Origin of the sequence: Clostridium sp. KNHs216 (assembly GCF_006714885.1) — a bacterium.
Lineage (GTDB): Bacteria > Bacillota > Clostridia > Oscillospirales > Acutalibacteraceae > Caproiciproducens.
Window position 1 is genome coordinate 2740359 of sequence record NZ_VFMF01000001.1, and the last position, 22907, is coordinate 2763265.

The following is a 22907-nucleotide window of genomic DNA, read 5'->3' on the forward strand; positions in this document are numbered from 1 at the left end:
TGAATATTTATATTTAATGTTAGGGGAAAATAGAGAATGCGGATTTTAGCACTGGAAAGCTCCTGCGACGAAACCGCCGCCGCAGTGGTGGAGGATGGAAGAACGGTTCTGTCTTCGGTGGTTGCCTCACAGGTAGAGGAACACAAACTTTACGGCGGCGTCGTGCCGGAAATCGCGTCCCGCCGTCACTGCGAGGCGATTGTGGGCGTTACGCAGAAAGCCCTTGACGACGCGGGAATGACGCTGGACGAGGTCGACGCCATCGCCGTCACCTACGCGCCCGGACTGATCGGCGCGCTGCTGGTGGGCGTGAATTTTGCAAAGGGGCTGGCCCTCTCCTCCGGAAAGCCGATCGTGCCGGTGCACCATCTCCGCTCACACATCGCCGCGAACTACATCACTTCACCGAAGCTGAAGCCGCCGTTTCTGTGCCTGATCGTCTCCGGCGGCCACAGCCATATTGTGGAGGTAAAGGATTATACGGACCTTCATGTTTTGGGCCGCACGCGCGACGACGCGGCGGGCGAGGCCTTTGACAAGGCTGCAAGAGCCATGGGGATGCCTTATCCCGGCGGGGTGGAGATGGACAGGCGTGCCGAGGGCGGGAATCCCAAAGCCTTTCTGCTGCCGCACCCGACGGTGGACGGCTCGCCGTACGATTACAGCTTTTCCGGGCTGAAAACGTCGGTCATCAATCTGATCCACAACGCGCAGCAGAAGGGACAGACTTTGCCGGTGCAGGACCTGGCGGCTTCGTTCCGCAAGGCGGTGGTCGACTGTCTGGTCAAAAATTTTGTCAAGGCCGCACAGGATACCGGCAGCACCAAGCTGGTGATCGCGGGCGGCGTTTCCGCCAATTCTCTTCTGCGCAGCCGCCTGCAAAAGGAATGCGGGGACCACGGCTGGGAATTTTATATGCCGGAGCTGAAGCTTTGCGGGGACAACGCCGCCATGGTCGGCGCGCAGGGCTACTATGAGTTTCTTGCAGGAAACATTGCGAAAATGGACCTGAATGCTCACGCTGCGCTGCCGATTGAAGGAAGCTGATGAAAATCCTCCAAAAGTGGAGCAAAAGCTTTGTGCATTTTACTATGGTAAATTTTTAACAAATTCAATATTTCAAGATTGATTAAAACGCCGCAATGTATTATAATGAGAACCAATATCATCAATTTTGGAAGGTCATTGGACCGGAAGGAGAAATGAGTCATGACAAGCAACAAGTCCGTTTTGAACTGGATTGAGGAAATGAAAGCACTTGTTGGTCCGGATAAATTAGTCTGGATTGACGGGTCAGAGGCTCAGCTTGAGGCATTGCGCGCCGAAGCCTGTACTTCGGGAGAGCTCATCAAGCTGAATCAGGAAAAACTCCCTGGCTGCTACCTGCACCGCACCGCGGTAAACGACGTTGCCCGCGTTGAGGACAGGACCTTTATCTGCTCCCGCAAAGAAGAGGACGCAGGCCCGACCAACCACTGGAAGGACCCTCAGGAAACCTATAAAATGCTTTACGACATTGCAAGAGGCAGCTATAGGGGCCGCACCATGTATGTGATCCCCTATTCCATGGGCCCGATCGGCTCGCCGCTCGCAAAAATCGGCGTAGAGCTCACAGATTCCATTTATGTTGTATTAAATATGGCGATTATGACCCGTGTGGGCCAGAAGGTCTGGGATACGCTTGGTGACAGCACCGACTGGGTAAAGGGTCTGCACTGCAAGTGCGACATCGACGCGGAAAAAAGATACATCTGCCACTTCCCGGAGGACAACACCATTATCTCCGTCAACTCCGGCTACGGCGGAAACGTTTTGCTGGGCAAAAAATGCTTTGCGCTGCGCATCGCTTCCTACCTTGGCAAGACCGAGGGCTGGATGGCGGAGCATATGCTGATTCTCGGCATTGAAAACCCGCAGGGCGAAATCAAATATGTCGCCGCCGCGTTCCCGTCCGCCTGCGGCAAGACCAACCTGGCGATGCTGATTCCGCCGGAAGGCTACCGCAAGAAGGGCTACAAGGTCTGGACGGTCGGCGACGATATCGCCTGGATGCGCCAGGGCCCGGACGGCAGGCTGTACGCGATCAATCCTGAAAACGGATTTTTCGGCGTTGCCCCCGGCACAAACGAAAAGTCAAATCCGAACGCGCTTGCTTCCACACAGTCCGGCACCATCTTCACCAATGTTGCTCAGAATCTGGACGACAACACCGTCTGGTGGGAAGGCCTGGACAAGAATCCCCCGAAGAATGCGATCAACTGGAAAGGCGAGCCCTGGGACGGCACCACTTCCGACCAGAAGGGCGCTCATCCGAACAGCCGCTTTACCGCTCCCGCAAAGAACTGCCCCTGCGTCAGCCCCGAGTTTGACAAGGGCGCCGGCGTTCCGATTTCCGCCATCATCTTCGGCGGCCGCCGCGCACAGACCACTCCGCTGGTTTACCAGTCCCGCGACTGGAACAACGGCGTGTTCGTCGGTTCCATCATGGCTTCTGAAACAACCGCTGCCGCGACCGGCGCAGTCGGCGTAGTCCGCCGTGACCCGATGGCGATGCTGCCCTTCTGCGGTTACCATATGGGCGACTACTTCAAGCACTGGATCGAAATGGGCGAAAAGCTCGGCGATAAGGCTCCGAAGATTTTCAACGTCAACTGGTTCCGTCTTGACGAGGAAGGCCACTTCATTTGGCCGGGCTTCGGCGACAACCTCCGCGTGCTGGAGTGGATCGTCAACCGCTGCGACGGGAAGGCCGACGCCGTCAAGACTCCGATCGGCTTTGTTCCGAAGGCGGAGGATATCAATCTGGAAGGCCTTGACTTCAGCGTAGACACCCTGAAGAGCATTCTTGAAATCAAGAACGATCAGTGGGTCAAAGAGGCCGAGGGCATTGAGGAATTCTACAAGAAGTTCGGCGATAAGCTTCCGAAGGAGCTTCATAATCAGCTCGATACTCTGAAGAACAACCTGAAATAATCATACTGATTTTCGGCGGCGGCTTTGTTGGAAAGCCGCCGCTTGTTTTATATATTTTGCAACTTGAAAGCGGTTTCATGCATGTTTTAGGATAGAGTACTATAAAATTGGCGCGGAAATCCATATTTTTGCATTTTGCAAACGAAATTGTCTCAAAAAGTATGAATAAATTGTTTCTAATTCAAAAAGTTTGTGTAAATATCACATTGTCATATCCTGCCGAAAGCTCTATACTATAAATAAATCATGTGATTACCCGGCAGCGCTATGTCGGGCACTTTTATTTATCAGGAGGAAAAATTATGGCAGGCAGTTCAGAAACAGCATACCATCCGAAGGGAGACTTCTTTAATTTAAAGGGCAATCATACGAATGTCCGTACAGAAGTCGGAGCAGGTCTGACCACTTTCTTCGCAATGGCATACATCATCATCGTGAACCCGACCATGCTGTCCCAGACAGGCATGAAGTGGGGCGCCGTATTCCTTGCGACCATCATTGCTTCCGTAATCGGCACTCTTATTATGGGTCTGTTTGCAAATGTCCCGTATGCTCAGGCTCCGGGCATGGGCCTTAACGCCTTCTTTGTGTTTACCGTATGCTTCGGCTTACAGTTTAAATGGCAGGAAGCGCTCGCAATGGTTTTCATCTGCGGCCTTGTTAACATTTTCATTACGGTAACCAAGATCCGCAAGCTCATCATCAAATCCATCCCGGAAAGCCTTCAGAATGCCATCGGCGGTGGTATCGGCATTTTCATCGCCTACATCGGTATTAAAAACGCGGGCCTGATCCAGTTTACCTCCGACCCGGGTACTTATGTCCTTCTGGACAGCAAAACAGTTATCGCCTCCAGCGCCGCGGTTCCGGCCATTGTAAAGCTGAACGCACCCGCTGTGCTGCTTGCTCTGTTCGGACTTGCGCTGACCGTCGTTCTTCTGGTCAAAAACGTCAAGGGCGCTATTTTGATCAGCATCGCGGCAACCACGATTCTGGGCATCCCGATGGGAATCACCACCGTTGGCCAGAGCATGGGCTTTGCGGAAGCCTGCTCCCAGCTGCCGGAAACCTTCGGCGCCGCTTTCGGCAACCCCGGCCTGGTTTCGCTCTTTGCCGACCCGGCGAAAATCCCGCTTGTACTGATGACTATTTTCGCCTTCAGCCTTTCCGATACCTTCGACACCATCGGAACCTTTATCGGTACCGGCCGCAAGACCGGCATCTTCACCGCAGAGGATCAGCTGGCACTGGAAACCAGCAACGGCTTTAAGTCCAAGATGGACAAGGCCCTGTTTGCGGACGCAACGGCGACCTCCATCGGCGCGATCTTCGGTACCTCCAACACCACGACCTATGTGGAAAGCGCAGCGGGCATCGGCGCGGGCGGCCGTACCGGCCTGACCAGCGTTGTGACCGCGGCCATGTTTGTCATCAGCGCGTTTTTCGCCCCGCTGATCAGCGCGGTTCCTTCCGCCGCTACGGCTCCCGCCCTGATTGTTGTCGGCATTATGATGCTCAGCGCCTTCAAGGAGATTGAGTGGACCAATTTGGAAGAAGCGATTCCCGCCTTCTTTGCCGGTATCTTCATGGCGTTCTGCTACAGCATTTCCTACGGTATTGCGGCAGGCTTCATTTTCTACTGCCTTATCAAAATTTTCCGCGGCAAGGCCAAGGAGATTCACCCGATTCTCTGGGTTGCCACCGGCCTGTTCGTTCTGAACTTCGCGATTCTGGCGGTTATTTCCTGATTTGTTCATCCTGTTTTTTAGAAAGGCCCCGCACGGCATCGTGCGGGGCCTTTTTTTCTTTATTCCTGCGGTTTCCTGTGGTATAATAGCCACAGAAAATTTGTATTTTATTATTGGAACCTGAGGTGGATTATGCCCAGATTTTTTATCGACTACGTTCCGGAGGAGCAGGTGGTGATCGCCGGGGAGGATGCCCGCCACATTGCGCGGTCCCTGCGGATGCAGTCCGGCGAAAGCCTGATTCTCTGCGACAGCATCGGGACGGACTACAACGGCAGAATTGAGAGCGTGGCGGACGACCGGGTCGTTGTACGCGTCCTGAACTTCTGCAAAAGCGTGGCGGAGCCGGGGGTCCGCGTCACGGTGTACCAGGGCCTGCCCAAGGCGGATAAGATGGATAGCATTGTGCAGAAATCGGTGGAAACGGGCGCGGTGGGGATTGTGCCCGTCATGACCGCGCGCTGTGTCTCAAAGCCGGACGAAAAAGCGGCGGCCAAAAAAATCATCCGCTGGCAGAAGATCGCACACGAAGCGGCCAAGCAGAGCGGCCGGGGAATCATCCCGCAGGTCGCCCCGCTCACGGATTTCCGTCAGGCGGTGAAACAGGCGGCCCAAGACGGGGAGATCATTCTTTTCTTTGAGGGCGGCGGGCAGAGTATCTCAAAGCTGGCAAATGTTGAGACGCGGGAGCTGGCGATTTTTATCGGACCGGAGGGCGGTTTTGAGCAGTCGGAGGTCGACTTCGCGCTAGAAAACGGCGCGGCTGTCGGCACGCTCGGCGCGCGGATTCTCCGCACGGAGACCGCGCCTATTGCGGCGCTTTCGGCGATTATGCTTGCTACGGGGAATATGTAGCCGGACAATATCAGAGAGGAGAATGCATTTTGAGCCGATATGACTGGATCGACGGGTACTGCGTCTCTAAAAAAGGCGTAGTGAAGGACTATAAACCGGAATGGGACGCTGTGCGCTACCGCGTGGGGGATAAAATGTTCGCCATGCAGGGCGGGGATAAGGAAGGCCGCCCCATTATTACCATCAAGCTGGAACCCACGCTGGGCGCTTTGCTGCGTTCCCGGTATTCCGACATTGTGCCGGGTTATTATATGAATAAAGAGCACTGGAACTCCCTGTATCTGGAGGGAACTGTTCCGGACGGAACGGTCAGGGAAATGCTGGACAACGCATACGCGATTGTATTCGCCTCTCTGAGCGGAAAAGTGCGCTGGGAACTGGAAGAAGGGAATCTCGAAAAATGAAAACAGCTTTGATTACCGGGGCTTCCCGCGGAATCGGCAGGGCGGCCGCCCTGCGTCTCGCCGAGGACGGCTTCCGTGTCATCGTCAATTATCATACCTCCAAAGGAGAAGCCCAGTCCCTTCTGGACGAGCTGAACGCGCGGAAATTTCCCGGCTGTGCCGCGGTACAGGCCGATGTTTCCGACAGGGCGCAGGTGGAAAAAATGTTTGCTCTGGCCGGCGGCGTGGATGTGCTGGTCAACAACGCGGGTATCGCGCAGCAGAAGCTCTTTACGGACCTTACGGAACAGGATTGGGACAGGATGTTCGACGTGGACGTCAAAGGGATTTTCCATTGCTGCCAGTGCGCGCTTCCGTATATGATTCACCGCAAGCAGGGAAAAATCATCAATATCTCCTCCATGTGGGGACAGGTCGGCGCTTCCTGCGAGGTGCATTATTCCGCGGCAAAGGCGGCGGTGATCGGGCTGACCAAAGCGCTGGCGAAGGAAGTCGGCCCGTCGGGAATCCAGGTCAACTGCGTGGCGCCGGGCGTTATAGCGACCGAAATGAACGCGCAGCTTGACGAAAGCACCCTTTGCGGTCTGAAAGAGGAGACCCCGCTCGGCATGCTTGGCGCGGCGGAGGATATTGCCGCCGCCGTCAGCTTCCTTGCGGGGGAAAATTCGCGCTTTATCACCGGTCAGGTGCTGGGTGTCAACGGCGGGATGATTATCTGAAGGAAATACGGGCCGCCGGTTGCACCAAATACAATTTTTTCATAACCGTTACAAAGCTGTCAGAAATATAGACATTCCATGATTTCCCATGATACTATAATGAAAGTGATAAGAAATTTCATATCGTTGACAATAGAGAAGTTATGAAAAGGGGAATCGGGATGATCTACCGGGCAAAGCGCGCGGCGCTTCTGCTGCTGGCGGTTTGCGTCCTTTTGCAGGCGGGCTGCGCCGGGAGAGCGGAAGCACAGACAAATTCCAGCAGGGTAAACGGTTTTTCACAGGGCAGCAATGTGGTCAACGCCATAGAAGGCGGGATACAAATACAAACCGCGCTTCCGGTTTTTTCCGGATTTTCCGCGGCGGAAGAGCTGAACAAAAAAATCAGGGAGATTTCCGATAACGGACTTGCCGAGGTAAAACAGGCGGAAAAGGAGCTCGGCAATTCAGCGGCCCAGGGGCATCTTTTCTTCCAGAGCTATTACGATCTCTTTTGGGATAATGATGTCCTTTCCGTGTGGCTTATGAATGAAAATTACACGGGCGGCGCACACGGCTACCGGTGGGTAAAGTCTTTCAATGTGAATATTCAGACGGGTGAATTCTATGAAACGCCGGGCGCTTTATTGAAGGACGCACAGGCGGGAACAAAGAAAATCACGGATACCATTCTGGCGGATATCAAAAAACGCCCCGATTTTTATTTTCCCGAAGCGGCAAAAACGGTGGAGGAAAAGCACGGCGCGTATTCTTATTATCTGGACGGGAAGGACCTTGTCGTCTATTTCGACCTGTATGAGCTGATGCCTTACGCGGGAGGAATGCCGGAGTTCCGCTTTCCGCTGGATGACCTCGACCTGAAATTCCGCATGGGCAACAATCCGGACCGGCAAAACGTGCGGGACAACGGGATGGATATGGAATTTAAGAACCCGGTCGTTGTAAACGACGGCGGCGTGTTTTTTCCGCTGGAGGAGACCGCCGGCGCGCTGATTCACACTGTGAAAAAGACGGACGCGGGCTACACGGTGGACGGAAAGAGCGTGAAACCGACCATGATCGACGGCGCGGCGTATATGCCGGTCTACTATTTCAATACGTTGGGGGAAAACGGTCCGATTCCCGGCTTTGTCGTCTATGACGGCAAAACGCTCCGGATTTTCACGCAGACCGCGCAGAGTGGCGACGAATCAAGGAGCGCCGGACTGAACAGCGTCGGAAGCGAAATTTATCTGAACAGCGCCCCGGACGGCACCTCCTCCGAGGTTTCGTGGAAGAAAAGGATGTGCTATATCAAAAGCTACGATGAAAAAACCGGAACCGTTACACTGGACCCGATCGAATGGATCACCAGTGAAGATAAGAGCCGGATTCAGGAGCTGAAACTCGACGGTGATTTTCCGGACGGTTATTACATTTACAATCCTACCGTGGAAACGGAGAAAATAAAGCTTTCTGAAAACGCGAAAATCAGTCTCATTCAGTGGAATGCACAAAACGTGGCGGAATCCGACGTACAGACAGACGCCGCGGGACTGGGAAAGCGCCTTGCTGAGGACGGCGCCCGGAGCTTTCCCTATGAATACACCGTAAGCGACGGAAAAATCATCGCTCTGCGGGAGCAGTACGTGCCGTAATTTGATTAACAGCAATTCCATTTCAGCTTGCGAGGCAAAACATGTTTCTCCCCCGACGAAGGCGGGAGAAACGCAAACTTGCTGAAGAATCAACTGAAAATGCTATTAGGATTGGATACAGGGAGGGAAAACGATGAAAAACAGGGGATTTTTGGCGCTTTCCGCCGCATTGCTGATGACGGCGTACATCCTTGGCGGCTGTGCCTCACAGGGCAGAAGTTCCGTCGCGGTGCCTGCGACGGAACAGAAATCCGTCGCCATGCAGGATGCGCGGGCAGCGAATAAAGCGGCGGGAATCGACGGCGGACAGCAGAAATCGGTGACCGAGAACGGTACCGCGGATACGGCGAACAGCAATCCGACCGCGGGTGAAATCGCGGCCGCTTCTTCCACCCAGAAGATCATAGAGCGCCTGTCGTATCAGATAGAAACACTGAAATTCGACGATTCCGTCCAGAAGGTCCAGAGCCTCTGCACGGAGCTGAACGGCTATGTGCAGGATTCCAGCGTTACGGGCAGCGGGATAGAGAAGCAGGACCTGCGCTCCGCGAATTTTGTTCTGCGGATTCCACAGGAAAAGCTCAGCAGTTTCAAAAGCAGCGCGGGTTCCATTGGGAGCATCCTGAATCTGACCAGCTCCAGCGAAAATATCAGCGAAAGCTACTATGATACCGAAGCAAGGCTGAAAAGCCTGCGCACCCAGCAGGAAAGGCTGATGGCCCTGCTGCAGAAATCCGGTTCCCTGACCGACATCATCGCGCTGGAAAAGGCGCTTGCGGACGTCAATTACCAGATCGAACAGTATACCGGTACTTTGCGCCAGTATGATTCCCTTATTAATTACAGCACCGTTTCCATTCAGCTCAATGAGGTCGTGAGGCCCACGGAGCTTGAAAAGACGCCGGTGACCCTCGGCGAAAAGATTTCAAAGCAGTTCAGGGATTCCCTGCGCGCGCTCGGCGGGTTCGGCGAAGGGCTGCTGGTCTTTGTGCTCGGCGGCGCGCCCGTGATCCTGCTTTTGGCGGTGATCGCTGCGGCGGTGGTGTTTGTCCTGCGCAAAAGGAGAAGAAGGTCTGAGAAGGCGTCGAAAAAGGCCGAAGCAGCGTTTACACAGGAACAGAAAGAAGAGAGTTCCGGAGATAAATAGTTCGTATAGCCGAAAGCGGGCTGTTTCCCAGCTTGGGGAAACGGCCCGTTTTTGTTTGTATGATACAAATTCACCATGCTTTCCCATACTGCGCGTTACAAACCGTAAGAGAGCAAGGAGCATATCAAACCGGATTATTTCGGATTCGGAAATTTTGGCCAGCAATATGCTTTGCGGCTTGCAAAACTGGTCAAAAATCAATATACTTGAATAGGATTGTATGGCGCCGCTCCAGAAAATTGCTGAGGCTGCAGAGGGGTATGCGCGAATTTTTCGGAGGAAATAAAGTGAAAAAAGCTAAAAGTATTAAGGAAATTGCGGAGCTCGCAGGGGTTTCGACAGCAACGGTTTCCCGTGTGATTAATCAAAACGGACGCTTTTCCCAAGAAACAGAGGCACGCGTCCGCAGCATTATAGCGCAGAACGATTATGTACCCAATATGACTGCTAAAGGCCTGCGTACAAACCGCACGCGCGTGATCGGCATTATGGTGCCGGATATTACAAACCCGCATTTTTCGAGTATCGTACTCAAACTGGAAATGAATCTGTTTCGCCGAGGGTATTCCTGCCTGATCTGCAATACAAATGAAAATGCGGATCTGGAGAAAAAGCACGTTCAATCGCTTACCGCTCAGAATGTCAGCGGTATTGTAATGATCTCAAGCACGCGCAACTACGCTGAACTCGGTGCGCTGCCAGTGGTGTATCTGGATCGTCCCTCCCGGAGCGGGGGCAACAGCGGCGTGATGATAGAATCCGATAACGTGATGGGGGGGTATCTTGCCACGCGGGAGCTTCTGAACGCAGGCTGCCGCAAGGTTGTCATTCTGAAATGTCTGTCGAATGATACCAATCAAACCGCCCGGTATGAAGGCTTTTGTCAGGCGTTGATGGAAAAAGGGATTAGCGAGGAGGAAGCGCTCTGCGTGAACCTCAGAGAGATTTCCATTGTGGCGGCGCGCAAAGCCACTCTCGAGCTGCTCGACGCGAAGTCCGTATTTGACGGTGTGATGTGTACAACCGACACCGTGGCAGCGGGCGTAGTGATTGCTCTTAGGGAACGTGGGCTTCAAGTTCCGCACGACGTGCTGGTGACGGGCTTTGACGACTGCCAGCTGGCGGCGGTGTGCGGCCCCGGCCTGACCAGCGTTCGGCAGAATGTTGATGAGATGGCGCGGCTTGCGACGGAGCTCCTGCTAAAAATGATCCATGGGGAACGACCCGGTTCCGTCTACTATCGGCTTCCGGTTTCTGTAACCGTGCGCGATTCCACCCGCCGGGGGATGGGTTCAATGCCTGCACCGCTGCATACAACCGTTCCTGAACAGAAAGATGCCGCCGGGCCGGAATCGCCCGAGCACTTTGACTGAATTTTTATGTCTTTGAGTCACTATTGCGTTCAGGCTCCGTTCGGCTTTATAAGCAAATTTCCACAAGAAGCAGCCGTCCGATTCATTCGGAGGCCGCTTCTTTGTCGTTTTCCGGAACAGCGGAGAAAAAATCCGGATATGGTTGTCCCAAAGCACATCAACATGCAGTCCTGTAATTGTATATAGAATGGCTTATGCAAACGGAGTCCATCCCTGTTTTTCACGGAAGTGCGGCACTCTTCGCAGAATACGGGATTGCTGCTTGTTAAGGCGCAGAAAGGATAATTTCCGCGTCGGTTGCAAGCAGTAAATTTCTATAACAGCGGAAAGGTCTTTCAAAAACAGGTAATTTTGCACAAGTTGAGCAATCGTTTACTCATTATTGTGATGAAATTAATTCTGCAGTATTGACAATAGATTGGGCAAATAGTACAATGATCATGCTTAAGGGAAAACGATTACCCAACTTTCCCTGAAATGTATCCCGAAATTTCAAAGAATTTAGGAGGAACTGTAATGAAAAAGCTGAAAACTCTTGTTGCAGGGTTGCTGATTACTGCACTGACCCTGAGTATGACCGCCTGTGGGTCTGCGGGCTCTTCATCGACGGGCTCGAACGGTGCGGCTTCCCAGCCGACAGACAGTGTCGGCTCGACTGCAAGCGGCGCAGACCAGTATGCCGTTGTGCTGAAGGTACTTTCCAGCCAGTTCTGGCAGACCATGCGCGATGGTATTGAAGCCGAGGCGAAAAAGCAGAACGTAAAGGTAGACATTTACGCTGCGAACACCGAGGACGACGTGGAAGGCCAGGTTACACTGCTTGAAAACGCAATTTCCAAAAACTATAAGGCCATAGGAGTGGCACCGATTTCTGACGTGAACCTGAACAACGCGATTGCGGATGCCACGAAGAAGGGTATCAAAATCGTGGATATTGACGAGAAAATCAACATGGATGCTCTCAGCCAGTTGGGCGGCGCCTGCTACGCCTATGTTGCCACGGATAACAAGGGCGTCGGCAAAATAGGCGCCGAGTACTTAATTAAACAGATCGGCGGCAAGGGTGAGGTCGCCATTGTGGAAGGCAAGGCAGGCGCGATTTCCGGTGAGAACCGCCGTGATGGAGCCAAGGAAGCTTTTGAAGCCGCGAATCTGAAGATCGTCGAAAGCCAGCCGGCGGACTGGGATCGCACCAAGGCTTATGATGTCGCCACAAACTATATTACCGCACATCCGGACCTGAAAGCCATCTACTGCTGCAATGATACCATGGCGATGGGCGTTCAGGAGGCAGTCACCGCTTCCGGCAAGGATATCAAGGTCTGCGGTACGGACGGCAACAACGACGCCATTCAGTCTGTCGCGGATGGCAAACTGACAGCAACCGTGGCGCAGGACTCCGCCGCGATCGGTGCGAAAGGCCTTGACCTGATGATGGAAGCCGTACAGAAGAACGCTGAGCTTAAACCGGGCGCCGATGTGCCAACCTTTGGCATCGATGCAATCCTGATCACCAAGGACAACGCGTCCCAGCATCTTTCAAAGTAAGCCACAGAAATATTCTACAATATTCGACTGCCGCCGCCCGCGCACGCAGCTGCGACGGACGGCGGCGTTTTCAGACATTGCGAGCGGCAGACACTGCGCCGCGGGTACAGCGGGGTGTCTGCCCGGCTGACAATGTCTGGATGGAAATCTGAAAAACAAAAGGGGAGAACGCGATGGAACCGATTATCCAGATGAAAAACATTACCAAACGTTTTCCGGGCGTCGTGGCCCTGAACAATATCAATTTTGATGTTCAGCCCGGCGAAGTGCACGTGCTGCTCGGTGAGAATGGAGCCGGCAAGTCTACGCTGATGAAAGTCCTCAGCGGTGCCTATACCCCGGATGAAGGCACCATCGTGATTGGCGATCAGGAGTATAAGAAACTCACGCCACGTCTGTCTGCCGAATACGGCATCAGCATCATTTATCAGGAGCTCAGCGCCGTGAACTGGCTGGACATCCGTGAAAATATTTTCATGGGACGCCTGCCGTCTAAAAAAGCGGCAAACATTTCCGTGGTGGATTACGCACAGATTAACGCCCGCACCGCGGAACTGCTTGAGCGGGTGAACCTTGGAGGGCGAAAACCGACCACCAGCGTGGGTGACCTGAGCATCAGCGAAAAGCAGATGGTGGAAATCGCGAAAGCAATCGCTTTTGATGCAAAGATTATCGTTATGGACGAACCGACTTCCTCATTGACCGAGGATGAAGTTAAAAAGCTGTTCGTTATTATCCGTCAGTTGAAATCCGAAGGGCGCGGCGTGGTCTTTATTTCCCATAAGCTGTCCGAGATCGCGGAAATCGGAGACCGGATTACCATCATGAAGGACGGCAGCCAGATGGGGACCTTTCAGGTTGCAGAGCTTACCACCGACGATATGATCCGGATGATGGTGGGACGCGAGATCAAGGGTACCTATCAGCATACCCCCGAGGAGCATCATCAGTTCGGTGATGTCCTGTTTGAGTGCAGGCATCTGACACGGAAAGATAACCGCGCCAAGGATGTTACATTTCAGCTGCGCCGTGGAGAGATTCTGGGGTTTTCGGGCCTTGTGGGCGCGGGGCGCAGCGAAACAATGTGCGCTATCTATGGAGCGGCTCCAAAAGCTTCCGGCGAGATCCTTATGGAAGGCAAGCGTCTGCGGATCAGGAACCCCTATGAGGCACTGCGGCACGGGATCGGGATGCTGACGGAAAACCGCCGTGAAACGGGCTTTTTCCCCAATTTCAGCAACCAGCGCAACATAGCAATCGCATATCAGCTGAAGCATTCACTGCTAGACGGAATATGGGGATTAACAAATGAAGCCGGAGAGAAAAAGATTGCCGAGCGGCAGCGTGCCGACATTCAGATCAAGTGTGCGTCGCTTCAGCAGCTGACCTCTCAGCTTTCGGGAGGAAACCAGCAGAAGGTGATTCTCGGAAAATGGATGGCGGCCGGGGTAAAGCTGCTTATCTTTGACGAGCCGACCAAGGGCATCGACGTCGGAACCAAAAGTGAGATTTACAAGCTGATGCGGGGCCTGGCGGATCAGGGCGTCGGGGTCATCGTGGTTTCCAGTGAAATGCCGGAGCTGCTGGGATTATGTGACCGGATCATCGTTATGGCGGAGGGAAGGATTACCGCAGAGTACGATGTTACGTCAGCGACAGAAGAAAAGCTTGCCAAAGCCGCCACCGGCGAAATTGCATGATTGTGGAGGAAAACCAGATGAAAGAGATCGAAAAGAAAAAGTTTACCTTCGGGGACTATTGGGATAAATACAGCACAGTCACGATCCTTGCGGCGATGATTTTCGTCTTCGGCGCTTTGCAGCCGGCCAGTTTCCTTACGGGCGGCAACCTCGTCAAAATTATGGAGCAGAGTTCTATCACCATCCTGCTTGGTCTCGGCGAGTTCTTTGCCATCCTGCTGGGCGGTATTGATCTGAGTGTCAGCTCCATTATGGCTCTTTCCGGCGCGCTGACCGCGCAGCTGATGGTGAACGCCGGTATGCAGCCGGTTGTGGCGGTTCTGCTGGGCGTTGTGGTGTTTGGCCTGGCGATGGGCATCGCCAACGGCGTGCTGGTCACTGCGACCGGACTGCCTCCGTTTATCATCACGCTCGGCACCCAGGCGATTCTGCGCAGCCTGGTGTACATCGTGACCGATGCCCGCGCCGTTTCCGGGCTGCCGGCTTCTTTCTCAAGAATAGCGGGCGGGAAGTTGTTCGGCATGGTTCCTGTGCCGATTATTGATGCGCTGGTCACTGCGGTTATTCTGGCGATCTTTACAAGAAAAACCCAGTGCGGCCGCAATCTTTATGCGCTGGGCGGGAATCCGCAATCCGCCTGGTACGCCGGTATCACCGTCAAAAAGCATACGATTATTGCGTTTGCAATTTCCGGTCTGTGCGCATCGCTCGCCGGCATGGTGAACATTGCGCGTCTGGCTGCGGCGGAACCCAATGCCGGGACCGGGTATGAGACCTATGCGATTGAAGCGGTCATCATCGGCGGCGCATCGTTTTTTGGAGGCGTCGGCGAGATCCCCAAGGTGGTGGTCGGCGGTTTGATTATCGGCGTTATCAACAACGGCCTGAACATGGTTGGTGTTTCAAGCTACTACCAGCAGCTTGCCATGGGGTGCCTGCTGATTATAGCGGTTACACTGGACCGTTTCTTCGGTGCCAGCCGCAAGAGCTGACCCGGAAAATGTCCGCATCTTATTTCATTATGCCGGAGGAATACTTATGAAACCTGAATTTTCTGTCAGTCTGATGTGCATGGATCTTTTGGATATTCGTCACCAGATCGAGATCCTCGATCAGTTTACGGATGGCTATCACATCGACATTATGGACGGTCATTACTGCAAAAACATAACGCTCAGCCCGGATTTTATTCGGGTCTGCGGGCAGGTGGCAAAGAAACCGATGGATGTACACCTGATGACCACGGACCCCAATGACTGGATTGATGTCTGCGCCGAGGCGGGGGCTGCACTGATCAGCCCCCATGCGGAGACGATCAACACCGACTGCTTCCGCACCCTGAACCATATTTGCGACGCCGGGTGCAAGGTGGGGATTACCCTGAATCCGGCAACGCCGCTCCAGTACTGCAAGCATTATCTCGACCGGGTGGATGTACTGACACTGATGACGGTGGACGTGGGGTTTGCCGGCCAGCCTTTTATTGCCGAGATGATCGCCAAAATTGAAGAAGCCAGACGTCTGCGCGAAGAGAACGGATGGAATTATAAAATTATGGTCGACGGGTCCTGCAACCGAAAGACCTTTGGGCGCCTTTATCGGGCGGGTACCGATGTGTTTATTCTGGGGTCGTCCGGGCTGTTCAGTCTGGACGATAACCTGCAGACTGCCTTTTCCAAGATGAAGGCGCAATTTGAGGAAGAAACCGGCGTCCGGCTGTGAACGGGGGAGCTGAGAGTGAATGTAGACAAAAATTATATTTTAGGCATTGATATTGGCGGAACAAACATGCGCTTTGGCCTTGTGGATCCGGAAAACAGGATGGAGGGATTCACGCGGATCAGCACGCGGGACGCATTTCCGGACGGATGCGATCCCGCGGAGAGGCTGGGGCGGTTCATCCGCGGTTACTGTGAGAGAAATGCCGGCGGAAAAATGCCGCAGGCTGTGTCGATCGGGTTTCCTTCCACCATAAACCGCGCACGTACCGTTGTGGTGCAGACACCGAATATTCCCTGTATTCCGGATAATTTTCACGTTGTAGGAGAGCTCGAAAAAGAGCTTGGGATTCCGGTTTTTATCAACCGCGATGTCAACAATCTGCTGCTGTTTGATTTGGAAGATCTCGGTGTGGAGGCACGGGAATGCGTAGCGGCAATTTATTTTGGAACCGGTATCGGAAATGCGCTCATGGTGGATGGGAAAATTCTGCTGGGCCACAATGGGGTCGCCGCCGAGCTTGGGCATATGCCCGTATACGGCAATACCCGCCAGTGCATGTGCGGCAACATAAGCTGTCTGGAAACGGTGGTTTCCGGTATTGCGCTGGAACGGATTCAATCTGAAAGTTTTCCCCGGACGCCGATTCCGTTCTTGTTTCAGCGGCACGCCGATACCCCCGAATTACGCACATTCGTGGAAGGTATGGGGCAGACGGTGGCTGCGGAAGTCAATCTTTTTGACCCGGACTGCATGATTCTGGGGGGAGGACTTCTTCAGATGGACGGTTTCCCAGAGAAGGCTCTCTTTCAGGCGGTACACCGCTATACCCGTAAGCCGTATCCCGAACGGACGCTTGACCTGCGCTATTCCCGCCCTAACCAGGAGAACGGGACGGTGGGTGCTGCAATTTATGCGCGCAGGCGGCTGGCGGAATCCAGTTACCTGTAAGCGGTCGGCAGTGTGCCCTTTCAGGAACAGGGGTTCGTTTGGCAGTCTGCGCTGGGAAATACAGGTTTTCTTTTTGTGGGAACTAAACTGTGGTGGTGGAAAGGAAAGAATCTATATGAAATTGGCAATTGGTAACGACCATGTAGCTGTGGAAATGAAAAAGGAGATCAAAGCTTATCTGGAGCAAAAGGGAATGGAAGTGATCGATGTCGGAACAGACAGCACCGATCGTTTCCATTATCCGATCAGCGGGTATAAAGTGGGAAAACTGGTGGCATCCGGTGAAGTGGATGGCGGTGTTCTGATCTGCGGTACCGGTGTCGGTATTTCGCTTGCGGCGAATAAGGTGAAGGGAATCCGCGCCTGCGTCTGCAGCGAGCCTTATACGGCAAGGCTTTCCAAGCGGCACAACAATTCCAATATCATCGCATTCGGCGCCCGTGTGATCGGCATTGAAACGGCGAAAATGATTGTGGACGAATGGCTCGCCGCGAAATATGAGGGCGGCCGTCATCAGCTTCGCATTGACATGATATCAGAAATTGAAAATACCGGTTCTTTAGCGGCCGCGAAGGAAAAATAGGCGATAATCTAAACGCGGGGTACGGAACGGTCCATAAAAACAAACAGCGACAGAAAACCGTTTTCCATTCGGAAGGGACGGTCCTCTGTCGCTGATTTTTTAATAACGGATGCCTGTTATTTAGAATTCGATTTTTTTGCTGATATAGTTGACCAGTTCGGAAATGGCGATGCGCTCCTGCTGCATGGTGTCGCGGTCGCGCACAGTCACGCAGCCGTCTGTTTCGCTGTCGAAATCGTAGGTGATGCAGAACGGGGTGCCGATTTCGTCCTGGCGGCGGTAACGCTTGCCGATAGAACCGGAGTCGTCGTAGTCCACCATGAAGTGTTTGGAAAGGGTTATACTGATTTCCTGAGCCTTTTCGTTCAGCTTTTTGGAAAGCGGAAGAATGGCGGCCTTATAGGGAGCCAGCGCGGGATGCAGCCGCATGACGACTCTGGTGTCCTTTTCATCCAGCTTTTCCTCGTCGTAGGCGTCGCACAGGAAGGCGAGCGCAACGCGGTCGGCACCGAGGGAAGGCTCGACAACGTACGGGACATACCGCTCGTTTGTCTCCGGATCAAAGTACTCAAGGCTCTTGCCGGAATGGTTCTGGTGCTGCGTCAGGTCGTAATTGGTGCGGTCGGCAATGCCCCAGAGCTCGCCCCAGCCGAACGGGAACAGGTATTCAATGTCGGTGGTCGCCTTGGAGTAAAAGGACAGCTCCTCCTGCTCGTGGTCGCGCAGCCGCATGTTTTCTTCCGTCATGCCCAGATTGAGCAGCCACTTTTTGCAGTAATCCTTCCAGTAGTAGAACCAGTCGAGGTCGGTGTCCGGCTTGCAGAAAAATTCAAGCTCCATCTGCTCGAATTCACGCGTACGGAACGTAAAGTTGCCCGGTGTGATCTCGTTGCGGAAGCTTTTGCCGATCTGTGCGACGCCGAAGGGGACCTTGCGGCGGGTGGTGCGCTGAATGTTGGCAAAGTTGACAAAAATGCCCTGCGCGGTTTCCGGCCGGAGGAAGATTTCGTTTTTGGCGTCCTCCGTTACCCCCTGAAAGGTTTTGAACATCAGGTTGAACTTGCGGATGTCGGTAAAGTTGGAAGAGCCGCATTCCGGGCATTTGATATTGTTGTTTTTGATGTAGTCGCTCATCTGGTCAAAGGTCATGCCGTTGGGGTCGCCGCCGGCGTCCTCGATCAGCTTGTCCGCGCGGTGGCGGGTTTTGCAGTCACGGCAGTCCATCAGCGGGTCGGAAAAGCCGCCCACATGGCCGGAGGCCACCCAGACCTGCGGATTCATCAGGATCGCGGTGTCCAGCCCTACGTTGTACCGGCTTTCCTGCACGAATTTTTTCAGCCACGCGCGTTTGACGTTGTTCTTGAATTCAACGCCCAGCGGACCGTAATCCCAGGTGTTCGACAGGCCGCCGTAGATTTCGCTGCCGGAGTAAACAAACCCGCGGTTTTTGCACAGAGCGACAATTTTGTCCATTGTTTTTTCAGTTGCCAACATGTTTAACTTCCTCCATAATCAGGGGCGCTGGCTGCGCTCCATTATTTTTTAAAGATAATCATCTTGCTCAGCACATAATTCATAATTACCACGATGACGTTCATAATGATCTTTGCCAGCCAGTCGTTCCAGGCCAGCATGTTCACCATGAGCAGCATCCCCAGCGAATCCACGCCGAGCGACAGAAGGCGGGCGCCTACGAAGGTGGAAAGCTCCCTCCAGAACAGCTTTGCCGCGAAGCTTTTGCTGCGGAATACAAAGAGCTTGTTGGTGATAAACGCAAAGGCCACGGAAAGAATCCAGGCGATCGTGTTTGCCGTCAGCACGTCCCACTGTGCGTTCCAGTGAATGACCGGGCGCAGAAGACCGTAGCTCACTACATTGACGGCCGTGGTAAGAACGCCGAAAATAATGTAGGAGATCATTTCGGGCGTCGTCAGAAAGCGCCACAGCTTTTTCAGCTTATCCAAAGGTATCACCGCCATTACTGAGTATTTCTATAGTTTACCATTGAACGGCCCGGCTTTCAAGTACTAATCGGCCGGTTTATCGAAATGAAACGGAGAAGTGCCGTCCAGCCATCCGTGTTCCTTCCAGTAGCGTTTGTCCAGCTGGTTACCCTCGCGGCCTTTCTGCAGCTGTTTGCTGATAAAATACAGAAACCGGGTCTGCAGATAGGGCGGTCTGTCCCTTTTTCCGGCAACAGCCTTGTAGAACCTGTCCGCGTCCGCGCGCAGCCGGTTTTCAAATTTTTGCCGCCTTTTCGCCGGCATTTCGTCCCAGCTCAGGCTGTACATGGAAAAGCCCCTTTGATATACCCGGTTAACGCCCCAGTCTTTCAGGCTCTTCGCGATCACGCCCATGGCGGAACGCGTTCCGGCGCCCGCGGTCGTGGACAGAATAAACGCCTTCTTGTGGAACATTTCCGGACGGGGACGGTGCGGCAGGAAGATAAAGCCGAAATGGTCGAGAAAGGACTTCATGGGGCCGCTCAGGGAGAGCACATAGACGGGCGAATTGAAAACAAGGCCGTCGGCTTCCAGCATCGCCTGAAGAATCGGCTGTACATACCCGGCGTGCGGACAGGCCAGTTCATCCCTCAGAAAGCAGTTGTAGCAGCCCTTGCAGAAGTCGGGCAGATCCTTTGGCAGAAAAAATTCCCGTACGTCGATTTCTCCATGCTCTTTCATCGCCTGTAAAAATTTCTGCGTAGCCGTGTAGCTGTTGCCTTTTCTGGGACTGCCGTGTATGACCGTGATTTTCATAAAAATCTCTCCTTTTGCGGCTTTCTGGCCGACGATACCGGATGTTTCAGTAATCTCTGTGATATCCACTATAAAGGGCGGAAGGCGGGCTGTCAAGGCAAATTGCGTAAACAAATCCCTGCCGGAGCAGAAAGATTATCCATGGAAAAAACAGGCAGAAAGACCCCCTGCGGAACAGGCTTCCGCAGGGGGTCTGCTTGTATAACAGAGGTCAGCAATCTCTCAGCCTGCTGATGATCGTCCGGTATTCTTCCTGTTTGCCGAACAATGCGGAGGTGCCCAGAACGAATCCTTCCACGCCCGCCTTGCTCAGCTTTGCTATTTTTTGCGGGGAGACGGCTCCGTCCACCAGAATCCCGAAGGCGTATTTTGACTGGAAGCCAGTGAGCCGTTTGATTTTGTCGTCGACAAAATCCAGGTACTTTTGGCCGGAAAAGCCCGGATTCACGGTCATGACCGTCACATAGTCCACGAGGGGAAAAAGCTCCTGTACGGTCTCGATAGAGGTCCCCGGATTGACGGCGATGCCGGCGGCTTTGCCGAGAGCCCTGATTTTGGCCAGCGTCCTGGCGGGGTGCCGATCCGCTTCGGGATGGATATGGATGATATCGGCGCCCAGATTTACAAACAAACCCAGGTAATTGCCGGGGGCGTCGATCATGAGGTGGACGTCCAGAGGCTTTTCCGTGTTTTTCCGGATGCAGGCCATATCCTGTATGCCCATACCGAAATTCGGTACAAAGCTGCCGTCCATGATATCAATATGGAAAATATCCGCCCCCGCTGCGTCCAGATTTCGGGTTTCCTGCCCCAGAGAGTCGTACTCGGCGCACATCATGGACGGACAAATTAATTTCTTCATTACAGCTCCTCCTGAGAAGATGACTTACGTGGGCTTTTTGGAAAGCCCGATCAGCTTTTGAATGGCGGGCTCCTGCGTGAGAAAGGAACCCAGGGGATGGGGTGATTTTGCGAACTGACCGTGAAAATCCGATCCGCCGGTCATGATTAAACCGTATTTTGCGCAGATGCTTTGAATCGATGCCCTTACCTCTTCCGTATTGCGCGGGTGAGCGTATTCGATTCCCACAATCTGCTTTTTCTCCGCAAGCTCCGCGCACAGGGGAATGGAATGGAACTGCCCCGGGTGCGCCACCACCGCGAGCCCGCCCACGTCGTGAATCAGCCGGAGTACCTCGCGGGTGTCGGGGTAGTCGTTCGGAACATAGCAGGAGCCGCCTTTGGAGATGAGATCGTCCTTCAGGCTGCCGATGACCGTGTTGGTGTAGCCGTGGTCGGCAAGCGCCTGCATGATGTGGGACTCGTAGATCGATTCGCTTTCCCGGCTGAAGCGCTCAATATATTCCCAGGTGACCGGATAGATTTTCCTGATTTTTTCGATCATCTGTTTTTTGGTTTCGGCCCGGCTCAGGAGTGTTTTATCCAGCTCCTTCCGCAGGGTTTCCGTGTCCTTCGGAAAATAGCAAAGCATATGCACCGGCAGGCCGCGCTGATAGTCCTTTGTGGATATTTCCACACCGGGGATGATGCAGACGCCGAGCTCTTTTCCCGCTTCCTGCGCGAGCGGCACGCCGGCCATGGTGTCGTGGTCGGTCAGCGCCAGATAATCCAGACGGACCCGCTTCGCGTAAGCGACGATGTCCGCAGCGTACATGGAGCCGTCCGATTTTCTGCTGTGGGTATGTAGGTCTCCGACCATTGCAGCCTCCTTCTTCCTGTAAAATGGAGAAGGGCACGGTACTGAACCATGCCCTTCTTTTCGAATGGATTTCCTTATTTGCCGAGATAATTTGCAACATTGTCTTTTGTAATCAGCTGGAAGGGGACGATGTTTTCTTTTTCAACGGTTTCGCCCTTGGCTACTTTGTAAGCGACATCCATGGATTTGCTCGCCTGGCCCGCAGCGTCCTGCAGAACAGTTCCGGTCAGCCTGCCGTCGGAAACGGCCTGAAGGGCATCGGGGATGGCGTCGACGCCGACAATAACGAGGTCTTTGCGTCCTGCGGCTTCAGCGGCTTCCAGAGCGCCCATTGCCATGTCGTCGTTTTCACAGAGGATTGCTTTCAGGTCCTTGTATTTTCCGAGCCAGTCTTCCGTTGTGGACATGGCCTTGTCTCTTGCCCAGTCGGCGGAAAGCTCCGCAACCAGTTTGATGTCTTTGTTTGCCAGAATGGTGCTGTCCAGTCCTTTGCGTCTCAGAAGCTGAGCGCTCTGGCCCATGTTGCCTTCCAGAAGAGCGACGTCGCCCTTATTGCCGAGTTTTTCCAGAACGAATTTGCCCATGATCTGGCCGGCTTCCTCATCGTTGGAACCGACATAAGCGGTGAAGTCCTCGGAGGTCGTGCGGGTGTTGACTTCTACTACGGGGATGTTCGCGTCTTTTGCAAGTGTGAGCACCTGAGCGGAGCCGTCGGCGTCCTGAGCGTTCAGAACGATGACATTCACCTTTTTCGCGATCAGGTCTTCGGCCTGTGCGATCTGCTTGTTGATGTCGGCCTGGGCGTCTACCAGGTAGAGCTCGACGTCGGGATAGGTCTTTGCGGCATAAGCTTTAATTGCTTCGCCCAGCTTATTGGAATAAGTGTCGGACATGGTTTTCATCAATACGCCGATTTTATATGTGCCGGATTTGCTGGTAGTGCTTTCTGCCGCTGTAGATGCAGTAGCACTGGATGTAGCTGTCTGCGAGGAACATGCGGTTACAGCAACGCAGATGGAAAGTGCCAGTAATGCTGCTAAAATTTTTCTGATTCTTTTCATTTCAATAACT

Annotated in this window: 21 protein-coding genes; 15 read left to right on the forward strand and 6 right to left on the reverse strand. The window is 53.7% G+C overall.

The window, feature by feature from the left end:
• Positions 1–36: 36 nt before the first annotated feature.
• The 15 genes from tsaD to rpiB all read left to right on the forward strand — a co-directional run bounded on the left by tsaD (position 37) and on the right by rpiB (position 17357).
• The gene (gene tsaD, locus LY85_RS13210) at positions 37–1047 is read left to right on the forward strand and encodes a tRNA (adenosine(37)-N6)-threonylcarbamoyltransferase complex transferase subunit TsaD (protein WP_141827021.1); all 1011 of its coding nucleotides are present in this window, start codon (positions 37–39) and stop codon (positions 1045–1047) included.
• A gap of 162 nt (positions 1048–1209) precedes the next feature.
• Positions 1210–2973 (forward strand): phosphoenolpyruvate carboxykinase (GTP), encoded by a 1764-nt coding sequence (locus tag LY85_RS13215; protein ID WP_141827022.1) that lies wholly within the window; start codon positions 1210–1212, stop codon positions 2971–2973.
• A gap of 302 nt (positions 2974–3275) precedes the next feature.
• Positions 3276–4721, forward strand: a complete 1446-nt coding sequence (locus LY85_RS13220; RefSeq protein ID WP_141827023.1) for an NCS2 family permease — start codon at positions 3276–3278, stop codon at positions 4719–4721.
• Positions 4722–4853: 132 nt separating this feature from the next.
• Positions 4854–5576: a 16S rRNA (uracil(1498)-N(3))-methyltransferase gene (locus tag LY85_RS13225; RefSeq protein WP_141827024.1), complete on the forward strand. Its 723-nt coding sequence runs from the start codon at positions 4854–4856 to the stop codon at positions 5574–5576.
• Positions 5577–5605: 29 nt separating this feature from the next.
• Entirely contained in the window at positions 5606–5980 is a 375-nt protein-coding gene (locus LY85_RS13230; protein WP_141827025.1) for an MmcQ/YjbR family DNA-binding protein, read from the forward strand.
• Positions 5977–6699 carry a 3-oxoacyl-ACP reductase FabG gene (gene fabG / locus LY85_RS13235; RefSeq protein ID WP_141827026.1) on the forward strand — a complete coding sequence of 241 codons (723 nt, stop codon included), beginning with the start codon at positions 5977–5979 and terminating at the stop codon, positions 6697–6699. Before LY85_RS13230 ends, fabG begins: the two co-directional genes overlap by 4 nt.
• A gap of 143 nt (positions 6700–6842) precedes the next feature.
• Positions 6843–8336: a DUF3298 and DUF4163 domain-containing protein gene (locus LY85_RS13240; RefSeq protein ID WP_141827027.1), complete on the forward strand. Its 1494-nt coding sequence runs from the start codon at positions 6843–6845 to the stop codon at positions 8334–8336.
• Between the two features lie 133 nt (positions 8337–8469).
• On the forward strand, positions 8470–9483 hold the full coding sequence (locus tag LY85_RS13245) for a DUF4349 domain-containing protein (protein WP_243122559.1): 1014 nt from the start codon (positions 8470–8472) through the stop codon (positions 9481–9483).
• 287 nt (positions 9484–9770) lie between these two features.
• The gene (locus LY85_RS13250; protein ID WP_243122560.1) at positions 9771–10856 is read left to right on the forward strand and encodes a LacI family DNA-binding transcriptional regulator; all 1086 of its coding nucleotides are present in this window, start codon (positions 9771–9773) and stop codon (positions 10854–10856) included.
• A gap of 516 nt (positions 10857–11372) precedes the next feature.
• Positions 11373–12404 carry a D-allose transporter substrate-binding protein gene (gene alsB / locus LY85_RS13255; RefSeq protein ID WP_141827029.1) on the forward strand — a complete coding sequence of 344 codons (1032 nt, stop codon included), beginning with the start codon at positions 11373–11375 and terminating at the stop codon, positions 12402–12404.
• Positions 12405–12577: 173 nt separating this feature from the next.
• Positions 12578–14104, forward strand: coding sequence for an ATP-binding cassette domain-containing protein (locus LY85_RS13260; protein WP_141827030.1), 1527 nt, complete (start codon positions 12578–12580; stop codon positions 14102–14104).
• A 17-nt stretch (positions 14105–14121) separates the two neighbouring features.
• Complete coding sequence (gene alsC, locus LY85_RS13265) at positions 14122–15096, forward strand: D-allose ABC transporter permease (RefSeq protein ID WP_096832451.1); 975 nt, start codon at positions 14122–14124, stop codon at positions 15094–15096.
• 46 nt (positions 15097–15142) lie between these two features.
• Positions 15143–15826, forward strand: a complete 684-nt coding sequence (gene alsE / locus LY85_RS13270; protein ID WP_141827031.1) for a D-allulose 6-phosphate 3-epimerase — start codon at positions 15143–15145, stop codon at positions 15824–15826.
• A 15-nt stretch (positions 15827–15841) separates the two neighbouring features.
• Positions 15842–16774: an allose kinase gene (alsK, locus tag LY85_RS13275; RefSeq protein ID WP_141827032.1), complete on the forward strand. Its 933-nt coding sequence runs from the start codon at positions 15842–15844 to the stop codon at positions 16772–16774.
• 115 nt (positions 16775–16889) lie between these two features.
• Positions 16890–17357, forward strand: coding sequence for a ribose 5-phosphate isomerase B (gene rpiB / locus LY85_RS13280; protein WP_141827033.1), 468 nt, complete (start codon positions 16890–16892; stop codon positions 17355–17357).
• A 120-nt stretch (positions 17358–17477) separates the two neighbouring features.
• Here the strand turns inward: rpiB and LY85_RS13285 are convergent, their stop codons facing one another.
• The 6 genes from LY85_RS13285 to LY85_RS13310 form a co-directional block, all read right to left on the reverse strand.
• A complete protein-coding gene (locus LY85_RS13285; RefSeq protein WP_038321978.1) occupies positions 17478–18851 on the reverse strand; it encodes a glycine--tRNA ligase in 1374 nt (457 codons plus the stop codon).
• 41 nt (positions 18852–18892) lie between these two features.
• Positions 18893–19321: a GtrA family protein gene (locus LY85_RS13290; protein ID WP_038321977.1), complete on the reverse strand. Its 429-nt coding sequence runs from the start codon at positions 19319–19321 to the stop codon at positions 18893–18895.
• Positions 19322–19384: 63 nt separating this feature from the next.
• On the reverse strand, positions 19385–20116 hold the full coding sequence (locus LY85_RS13295; RefSeq protein ID WP_141827034.1) for a flavodoxin family protein: 732 nt from the start codon (positions 20114–20116) through the stop codon (positions 19385–19387).
• 211 nt (positions 20117–20327) lie between these two features.
• The gene (gene rpe, locus LY85_RS13300; protein ID WP_141827035.1) at positions 20328–20978 is read right to left on the reverse strand and encodes a ribulose-phosphate 3-epimerase; all 651 of its coding nucleotides are present in this window, start codon (positions 20976–20978) and stop codon (positions 20328–20330) included.
• 24 nt (positions 20979–21002) lie between these two features.
• Positions 21003–21836: a PHP domain-containing protein gene (locus tag LY85_RS13305; protein WP_141827036.1), complete on the reverse strand. Its 834-nt coding sequence runs from the start codon at positions 21834–21836 to the stop codon at positions 21003–21005.
• A gap of 74 nt (positions 21837–21910) precedes the next feature.
• Positions 21911–22897 (reverse strand): substrate-binding domain-containing protein, encoded by a 987-nt coding sequence (locus LY85_RS13310; RefSeq protein ID WP_038321973.1) that lies wholly within the window; start codon positions 22895–22897, stop codon positions 21911–21913.
• Positions 22898–22907: the final 10 nt, after the last annotated feature.

Bases quoted from the DNA above. Each gene is read 5' to 3' on its own strand.
- tsaD (WP_141827021.1), top strand. From the start codon at position 37: ATGCGGATTTTAGCACTGGAAAGCTCCTGCGACGAAACCGCCGCCGCA.
- LY85_RS13215 (WP_141827022.1), top strand. From the start codon at position 1,210: ATGACAAGCAACAAGTCCGTTTTGAACTGGATTGAGGAAATGAAAGCA.
- LY85_RS13220 (WP_141827023.1), top strand. From the start codon at position 3,276: ATGGCAGGCAGTTCAGAAACAGCATACCATCCGAAGGGAGACTTCTTT.
- LY85_RS13225 (WP_141827024.1), top strand. From the start codon at position 4,854: ATGCCCAGATTTTTTATCGACTACGTTCCGGAGGAGCAGGTGGTGATC.
- fabG (WP_141827026.1), top strand. From the start codon at position 5,977: ATGAAAACAGCTTTGATTACCGGGGCTTCCCGCGGAATCGGCAGGGCG.
- LY85_RS13240 (WP_141827027.1), top strand. From the start codon at position 6,843: ATGAAAAGGGGAATCGGGATGATCTACCGGGCAAAGCGCGCGGCGCTT.
- LY85_RS13245 (WP_243122559.1), top strand. From the start codon at position 8,470: ATGAAAAACAGGGGATTTTTGGCGCTTTCCGCCGCATTGCTGATGACG.
- alsB (WP_141827029.1), top strand. From the start codon at position 11,373: ATGAAAAAGCTGAAAACTCTTGTTGCAGGGTTGCTGATTACTGCACTG.
- LY85_RS13260 (WP_141827030.1), top strand. From the start codon at position 12,578: ATGGAACCGATTATCCAGATGAAAAACATTACCAAACGTTTTCCGGGC.
- alsC (WP_096832451.1), top strand. From the start codon at position 14,122: ATGAAAGAGATCGAAAAGAAAAAGTTTACCTTCGGGGACTATTGGGAT.
- alsE (WP_141827031.1), top strand. From the start codon at position 15,143: ATGAAACCTGAATTTTCTGTCAGTCTGATGTGCATGGATCTTTTGGAT.
- rpiB (WP_141827033.1), top strand. From the start codon at position 16,890: ATGAAATTGGCAATTGGTAACGACCATGTAGCTGTGGAAATGAAAAAG.
- LY85_RS13285 (WP_038321978.1), bottom strand. From the start codon at position 18,851: ATGTTGGCAACTGAAAAAACAATGGACAAAATTGTCGCTCTGTGCAAA.
- LY85_RS13295 (WP_141827034.1), bottom strand. From the start codon at position 20,116: ATGAAAATCACGGTCATACACGGCAGTCCCAGAAAAGGCAACAGCTAC.
- rpe (WP_141827035.1), bottom strand. From the start codon at position 20,978: ATGAAGAAATTAATTTGTCCGTCCATGATGTGCGCCGAGTACGACTCT.
- LY85_RS13305 (WP_141827036.1), bottom strand. From the start codon at position 21,836: ATGGTCGGAGACCTACATACCCACAGCAGAAAATCGGACGGCTCCATG.
- LY85_RS13310 (WP_038321973.1), bottom strand. From the start codon at position 22,897: ATGAAAAGAATCAGAAAAATTTTAGCAGCATTACTGGCACTTTCCATC.